The 6,287-nt window shown below is 69.7% G+C and carries 8 protein-coding genes, 3 tRNA genes and 1 pseudogene; 3 read left to right on the plus strand and 9 right to left on the minus strand.

Features of this window, described 5'->3' with window-relative positions; translation table 11 throughout:
- Window position 1: 1 nt before the first annotated feature.
- Window positions 2-1,387, minus strand: a complete 1,386-nt coding sequence (locus tag Vau01_RS36565) for an ABC transporter substrate-binding protein (protein ID WP_204002958.1) — start codon at window positions 1,385-1,387, stop codon at window positions 2-4.
- Between the two features lie 139 nt (window positions 1,388-1,526).
- Here Vau01_RS36565 and Vau01_RS36570 point away from each other — a divergent pair, with 139 nt between their 5' ends.
- Both Vau01_RS36570 and Vau01_RS36575 read left to right on the plus strand, forming a co-directional pair.
- Window positions 1,527-1,934 carry a PaaI family thioesterase gene (locus tag Vau01_RS36570; RefSeq protein WP_308440504.1) on the plus strand — a complete coding sequence of 136 codons (408 nt, stop codon included), beginning with the start codon at window positions 1,527-1,529 and terminating at the stop codon, window positions 1,932-1,934.
- Window positions 1,935-1,957: 23 nt separating this feature from the next.
- Window positions 1,958-2,344, plus strand: coding sequence for a hypothetical protein (locus tag Vau01_RS36575; protein WP_204002971.1), 387 nt, complete (start codon window positions 1,958-1,960; stop codon window positions 2,342-2,344).
- Here Vau01_RS36575 and Vau01_RS36580 read toward each other — a convergent pair.
- The gene (locus Vau01_RS36580) at window positions 2,341-2,724 is read right to left on the minus strand and encodes a response regulator (RefSeq protein ID WP_204002983.1); all 384 of its coding nucleotides are present in this window, start codon (window positions 2,722-2,724) and stop codon (window positions 2,341-2,343) included. The two genes, Vau01_RS36575 and Vau01_RS36580, sit on opposite strands and share 4 nt — an antisense overlap.
- A 123-nt stretch (window positions 2,725-2,847) precedes the next feature.
- Here Vau01_RS36580 and Vau01_RS36585 point away from each other — a divergent pair, with 123 nt between their 5' ends.
- Entirely contained in the window at window positions 2,848-3,099 is a 252-nt protein-coding gene (locus Vau01_RS36585; protein WP_204002986.1) for a hypothetical protein, read from the plus strand.
- Between the two features lie 260 nt (window positions 3,100-3,359).
- Here the strand turns inward: Vau01_RS36585 and Vau01_RS63810 are convergent.
- The 7 genes and pseudogenes from Vau01_RS63810 to Vau01_RS36615 all read right to left on the minus strand — a co-directional run.
- Window positions 3,360-3,476: pseudogene (locus tag Vau01_RS63810) on the minus strand (type II toxin-antitoxin system RelE/ParE family toxin); the annotation flags it as partial.
- Window positions 3,477-3,594: 118 nt separating this feature from the next.
- Window positions 3,595-3,668 (minus strand) — tRNA-Phe (locus tag Vau01_RS36590).
- Window positions 3,669-3,680: 12 nt separating this feature from the next.
- Window positions 3,681-3,754: transfer RNA gene (locus Vau01_RS36595), tRNA-Asp, on the minus strand.
- Between the two features lie 41 nt (window positions 3,755-3,795).
- Window positions 3,796-3,868, minus strand: a tRNA-Glu gene (locus Vau01_RS36600).
- A gap of 116 nt (window positions 3,869-3,984) precedes the next feature.
- Entirely contained in the window at window positions 3,985-4,794 is an 810-nt protein-coding gene (locus tag Vau01_RS36605) for a polysaccharide deacetylase family protein (RefSeq protein ID WP_204002989.1), read from the minus strand.
- A gap of 110 nt (window positions 4,795-4,904) precedes the next feature.
- Window positions 4,905-6,041, minus strand: coding sequence for a MerR family transcriptional regulator (locus tag Vau01_RS36610; RefSeq protein ID WP_204002992.1), 1,137 nt, complete (start codon window positions 6,039-6,041; stop codon window positions 4,905-4,907).
- Window positions 6,034-6,287: NUDIX domain-containing protein (locus Vau01_RS36615; protein ID WP_204002995.1), on the minus strand; the 254-nt coding region annotated here is incomplete at its 5' end. The genes Vau01_RS36615 and Vau01_RS36610, both read right to left, overlap by 8 nt.

Here is a 6,287-nt window from a genome sequence, read left to right on the forward strand (position 1 = left end):
ATCAGTCGTGGAATTTGACCCCGTGCGCGGACAGCGCCTTGATCATGTTCCCGGACTCCTCGAAGCCGATGACCAGCACCGAGTCGGGCTTGAAGTTGGAGGTGTCGGTGGCCAGCCCGGAGAACTGGTCGACGGCGTACTCCTTGGGATCCTTGCGGACCTCGTACTTGAGCACCTTCAGGCTGCCGTCCTTGACACCGGCCGCCTTCAGCTGCTCGGCGACCTTGCTGGCGAGACCGTTGCCGTAGCTGTCGTCCCGGGCGACGATCACGATCTTCTGGGCGCCGTACCGCATGATCACGTCGGCGAGGGCCCGGGACTGGAGCGTGTCGCGGGGGGAGGTGCGGAAGAACATGCCGCCGTCGGGCTCGTCGGTGAGTTCGTCCGCCGTCGCCGACGGTGAGATCAGGACGCGCTGCGCCTGGATGACCTTCGGGATGACCGCCTTGCTGATGCCGGAGGCGGCCGCACCCACGATCACCTGGACGCCGGCGGCGATGTGCGCGTCGACCTGCGCGGCCGCCTTGACCGGGTCGGTGCCGTCGTCGCCGTCGACGTAGACCACCGGCTGACCGAGGACGCCGCCGGCCGCGTTGATCTCGGCGATCGCCAGCTTGACGCCGGCGAAGATCGGCGGGCCGGCGATGGCCAGGTCACCCGTCTTCGGCAACAGCGCGCCGATGCGTAGCGGGGTGGTGCTGCGGGCCGAACCGTTGCGCGACGGCGGGGTCGGCTGCTCCTTGGCTTCGAGCTTCTCGTCGCCGGCGGCCACGAACTCGGTCTTCGCGTCGTCGACCAGGTTCGACCGGCCGAAGATCAGCGAACCGTAGCTGGCCGACGACGGCTCGCCGCGGTCGGTGAGCCCGCTGCGCTTCATGCTGACGCCCCGGTAGGCGATGTCCTGACCGGCTTTGACGCCGTCCATGCAGGTCTGGATCGTCAGGCACGGCGCGTCGCCCGCGTTCTTGGTGATGGTGACCGCCGTCATGTACTTCGCGATCTGCGGGCCTTCGACGCTGCGCGCGGTCTCCGTGGCCAGCGCCGCGATCACGACCGCGTCGTATCCCTCGGCCGCGTACAGGAAGTCGTTCTTGAGCCGCGAGTCGACCCCGCGTAGCCGGGACTTGAAGTCCTCCGACAGCGGCGTGAGCGGTGACGTGCCCCGCATGCCGTTCAGCAGGCCGGCCTGGTCCTTGAACGTGTCGCCGAACGAGCTGGTCATGTTGCCGTCGGAACCGTAGAGGCGGATCGCCTCGTCGGTGTTCCGGGTGGTGGTGGGCGTTTCGTCACCGCACGCACCCACCGCCAGCAGGGCGACTGCGAGTATTGCGGCGAGGTACCGACGGGACGAGCCGTTTGACCTACGGTCTTCCGGTCGATCGGACATTAATCGCTCCCTCACACGCAACCTACTGACGGTGGGAGACGATAGCTGCTCGGGTCGGTCAACAGTGAATTCGCTTCCCGTTGCCGGGGTGGCGTACGCCATGTCCGCAGGTCAGCGGCCCTGGGTAGGGTTGGTGATCGTGAGCGAGAGCGTTATGTCCACCGGCACGCTGCCAGATCTGATGGGAATCACGATCACGGAGATGTCCCCTCAGCGGGTGGTCGGCACGATGCCGGTGAAGGGCAACACACAGCCGTTCGGGCTGCTCCACGGCGGTGCGTCCTGCGTACTGGCCGAGTCACTGGGCTCACTCGGGGCGAGCGCCCACGCGGCCGAGCTCTTCGGCGGGATCGCGCTCGGTGTCGACATCAGCGCCACCCACCACCGGTCGGCCAGGTCGGGGCTCGTGACCGGTGTCGCGACCCCGCTCCACCTCGGCCGTTCGGTCGCCACGTACGAGATCGTGATCACCGACGAGGGCGGCGCCCGCATCTGCACCGCCCGCCTGACCTGCACTTTGCGCAAGATCGAAAGCAAGTCGGCTTGACGCTCGGTCCTACTGTTCGGCGCGTGAGCGACCCACTCGAAGTACAGGCTGACGCCGCACAGGTACTTCGATCGGCGTTCGCTGGCGACGGTGCGGGTGTCGTCGGCGCCTTCGACGCGATGGTCCACCGCGGCGGCGTCGAGGCGGCGTGCGAACTCGCCTGGGGCCTGGCGGCGAAAATGGTCGGCGACGGGCTGGCCAGGGGACCGTGGCGGCTCGAGTTTCCCGACATCGAGCAGGCCGCGTACGACGCCCGTTGGGTGGCCCGGTTCCTCAGCGCGTACGCCAACGCCGACCTCTCGACCGCGACCGCCCTGTTCCGCACCGCCCAGCTCGACGGCAAGCTCGAGCAGTGCCTCCTGATGCTGGCCGGCTCGGCGGTGGCGACGATCCGCCGCCACACCCGCTAACGCCGGGTGCTGGCCGCCGTCAACTCGCGTTCCACCGCGTCGCGCAACTGCGCCGGCGTGAACGGCTTGTGCAGGCAGGCCGTGCCACCGGCCGCCTCGACGTCGGCGTAGGGCGGCACCAATGACCCGCTGACGATGAGCACCGGCAGGTGGGCGGTGCGCGCGTCGTCACGCAGCTTCCGGCAGGCGTCCAGGCCGCGCAGGCGGGGCATCTCGATGTCGAGCATCACCAGGTCGAGGTCCAGATCCTCGTCGAAGGCGACGTCCAGGGCGGCCTGGCCGTCCGGCGCCAGAATGACCCGGTGCCCCGCGCCGACGAGGACCCGCTCGATCAGCCGCCGGATGTCCGGATCGTCGTCCGCAGACAGGATCAATGCCATGGCTACCCCCAATGCCCCATTTGTCCGAATACTACCTCATATTCGGTTATCGCCGGCAAACTCGCCCATATTTCGGCCGTTGAATAGGTCCGGAACGGCGACATGCTGCCGATCCAGCGGGGCATGAGCCTGGGACTCCTCGGTGTGGTATTGGTCGGGATGCTGGTCGTGCTGAGCATCGACCGCGGCAGCCGCGTACGCACGGTCATGACCGGGGTCGTGGGCCTGATGCTCGGCCTGGTGATCGCCGGCAGCAACGGCGTGCTGGTCGAGCCGGCCCACAACCTGGTCGACTCGGTGCGCGCCGGCCTGACGGCAGTGGGCGAACAGATCGGCGGCGCCGACCAACCCACCAAATCCGACGCCGCCCGCTGAGGTCGGCGTGGCTGGGTGATCTACGCGCGTTGTCCAGCCGCCATAGACCCCGCCTATGACACCTCGTGCAGTCCAAGATCCGGAATTCCGAGCTCACAAATCAGGTGAAAAGGTAGGGCCAGGTGGCCCGCGGCGATGAGAATCCGAACCCACCAGGGCGCGTATGGCGGCCTCGCCGGATCTTGGAATCTGGTTGTCGTCATGACAGCAACAGAGTTCCAAGATCGCGGAACTCCGTCAGGCGATGGCTGTGATGTCGCTACCTGGGCCAGAAGTTCCTGCTTCCCGGCCGACACCGCCTCCTCGCCGCCGGCGCGCTCGATGTATTCGGCCCGGATGTCGCTCCATCGCGAGTAACTCGTCGCGGTTGCCCTAATGCTGGAGCGCCACGGGGCGCATCCAGGGGTCTGCACCGCCCCGGTGAAGCGGTGGGACAGCAAAGCGGCCACCGGCGTTTCCGCTGGTGGCCGCTGCAAAGCCCGGCGAAGAGCTTTGTGGGCAGGGGCGGGGTCGAACCGCCGACCTTCCGCTTTTCAGGCGGACGCTCGTACCGACTGAGCTACCTGCCCTCTAAAACCGAGCGGTCCTGACGGGACTTGAACCCGCGACCTCCGCCTTGACAGGGCGGCGAGCACTCCAACTGCTCCACAGGACCTTGCTTGTTCAGTTGTACAAACCCCGGTCAAAAATAGACCGTACCCCCAACGGGATTCGAACCCGTGCTACCGCCTTGAAAGGGCGGCGTCCTAGGCCACTAGACGATGGGGGCCCTGTCACTCCTCACAGTCTTGCACATCGTGTGAGGTGACGACCTTGCCCTCACCCGGCCCCGCCGGAGGCCTGCAAAGCATACGGCACCCCATCTGCCCTCGCCAAACCGGTTACCTACAGGGCGGTCAGCTGGAACTTCTGCTTCAGCTCGGGCACCAGGATCTCGTACGCGGCCAGCGTGCCGGCCCGGTCGCCGCCGGCGTCGTGGGACAGGACGATCGAACCGGCCTGCACCTTGCTCCGGACGACCTGGAGGATGTGGTCGCGCATCGGGTTGCCGGCGGGGTACTTCGCGATGTTCCAGTCCATCGGGTCGACGTCCCAGCCGATCGAGACCATGCCGAGCGAGCCTGCGACCTTGACGGCCCGCGGGGTCCACATGCCGCCCGGGTGCCGGAAGTACTTCACCTGGGCGCCGGGCGCGGCGGCCTGGATGGCTTCCTGGGTGCGCTGGATGTCGGCGCGGATGGCGTCTTCGCTCTTGGTGCCGAGCTTGGTGTCGTGCTTCCAGGTGTGGTTGCACAGGGTGTGGCCGTCGGCCACGATGTCGCGCACCAGTTGCGGGAACTGCTGGACCTGCACGCCCACGAGGCAGAACGTCGCCTTCACGTCGTTCTTCTTCAACAGTGCCAGCATCTTCGGCGTCCAGGTCGGGTCGGGACCGTCGTCGAAGGTGAGGGCGACGCCGGTCGACTCGGTGGTGGCCCGCACGCCGGCGACGCCGGAGGCGTCGGACCGCGCCGCCACCAGCGCCGAGGTGGGCTCGCCACCGCCGGTGCCGCCGGTCGGGGCCGACGACGAAGCGGAGGCCTCAGGTGCGGCGTTCCAGGTCGTGCGCGGCTCGTCGGAGGCGTTGCAACCCGCGAGGAACGCACCGACAGCGGCGAGAGCGACGGTGATCGAGGCGATCCGGTAGCGGTTCATTGCGTACTCCGAAAGGTGAGCCATCTTGCGAGGTGGCTCAACTAAACGAGACGCGAGGGACCTGCGGTTCAAGCGTGCCGGGCTGTGGCACAAAGCCGGGAGTGCGGCAATCAGACAGCGGCGCGGAGCAACTCCACGGCCTCACCGAGCGTCTGCGGCGTCGCGACACCGGGTGGCAGCGCCTCCAGCTGCCAACCCGGGCCGGCGGCGGCGAGCAGCAGCGGACGCGTGCGGTCGCCGGACAACGCGGTCAACTGCTCGGGTGACGCGGTGCGCGGGTTGTGCGACCACAGCAGCACGGCCGCCGGACCGGTACGCCGCACCGCCGCCCGCAGGGCCGGCAGGGGTACCCGGGCGCCCAGCAACCGGCACAGGACGTCGGCCTGCGCCAGCGCGGCCGACAGCGCCTCGATCGGCAGGCTGTGCTGTTCCTCGTCGGTGCACGCCAGCAGCACCCGGCCGCGCCCGTTCCCGTGTGGCCGCGGTACGGCGCCGAGCACGTCCGACGTCACCGCCGACACCAGGTGCTCGACCTCGACGAGCCCGCCGGTGCGGCCGTGCCGTTCACCGATCGCGGCGAGCACGGGCCGCAGCACCGAGTCCCAGGCGCGCACCACGCCGAGGTGCCGCACCGCGTCGCTGGCGATCTGCCGCACCGACTCGGCGTCGAGCCGCATCGCCGCCCGTCCGAGGCCGCGGGCGGCCGGCGATGCGGGGCCAAGGGGAAGGTTGTGCCCGCCACCGTCGCGGGTGGCGGCCTCGCCGATTCCGTGGCGGCCCGCCGGGAAGGAACGGCCCGCAGGAAAGGAACGGTCCGCCAGGCCGGAGCGGCCCGCCGGGCCGGAGCCGCCTGCCGGACCAGACCGGCCCGCCGGGCCGGAGCGGTCCGCGGGGCCGGAACCGCCCGCGAGGCCGGAACCGCCTGCCGGGCTGGAACCGCCGGCCGGGACGGTGCCGTTCGCCGGGGACGAGCCGGCGGGTGGGCGCGGGGTCAGGGCCGTCGTGATGTTCCGGGACCGCACCCAACGGGCGGCTTCGCCGGAGGGGACGCCGTCAGCGGTGAGCCGTTGCATCAGCTCGAGCCGGGCCACGTCCTCCGGGGTGTACCGGCGGTGCTTGCCCGGCTCGTGGTGGCTCGGCCCGAGGTCGTACCGCTGGTGCCAGGTGCGCAGCGTGGTGACGGCGACGCCGAGCCGCCGCGCCACCGCACCGGCGGTGAGCCCGCCGTCGCTGACGTAGTCACGCACCGGGGCTCTCCGCGGCGAGCCAGACCTCCAACACGCCGGCCAGCCACGGCACGTACCCGGTGGACGCCGTGCCGAGCTCGGCCCGCAGGTCGTCGACCGGGATCCAGCGCACCTCGCTGACCTCGCCCGGATCCGGGCGCATCGACGCGTCAGCCGACGCCCGGCCGACGAGGACGTGGTCGTACTCGTGCTCGACCCGCCCGGTCGACGGGTCGTCGGCCCGGTACAGGTGGACGCCGACCGGCG

The sequence above is a fragment of the Virgisporangium aurantiacum genome (assembly GCF_016863635.1).
Lineage (GTDB): Bacteria > Actinomycetota > Actinomycetes > Mycobacteriales > Micromonosporaceae > Virgisporangium > Virgisporangium aurantiacum.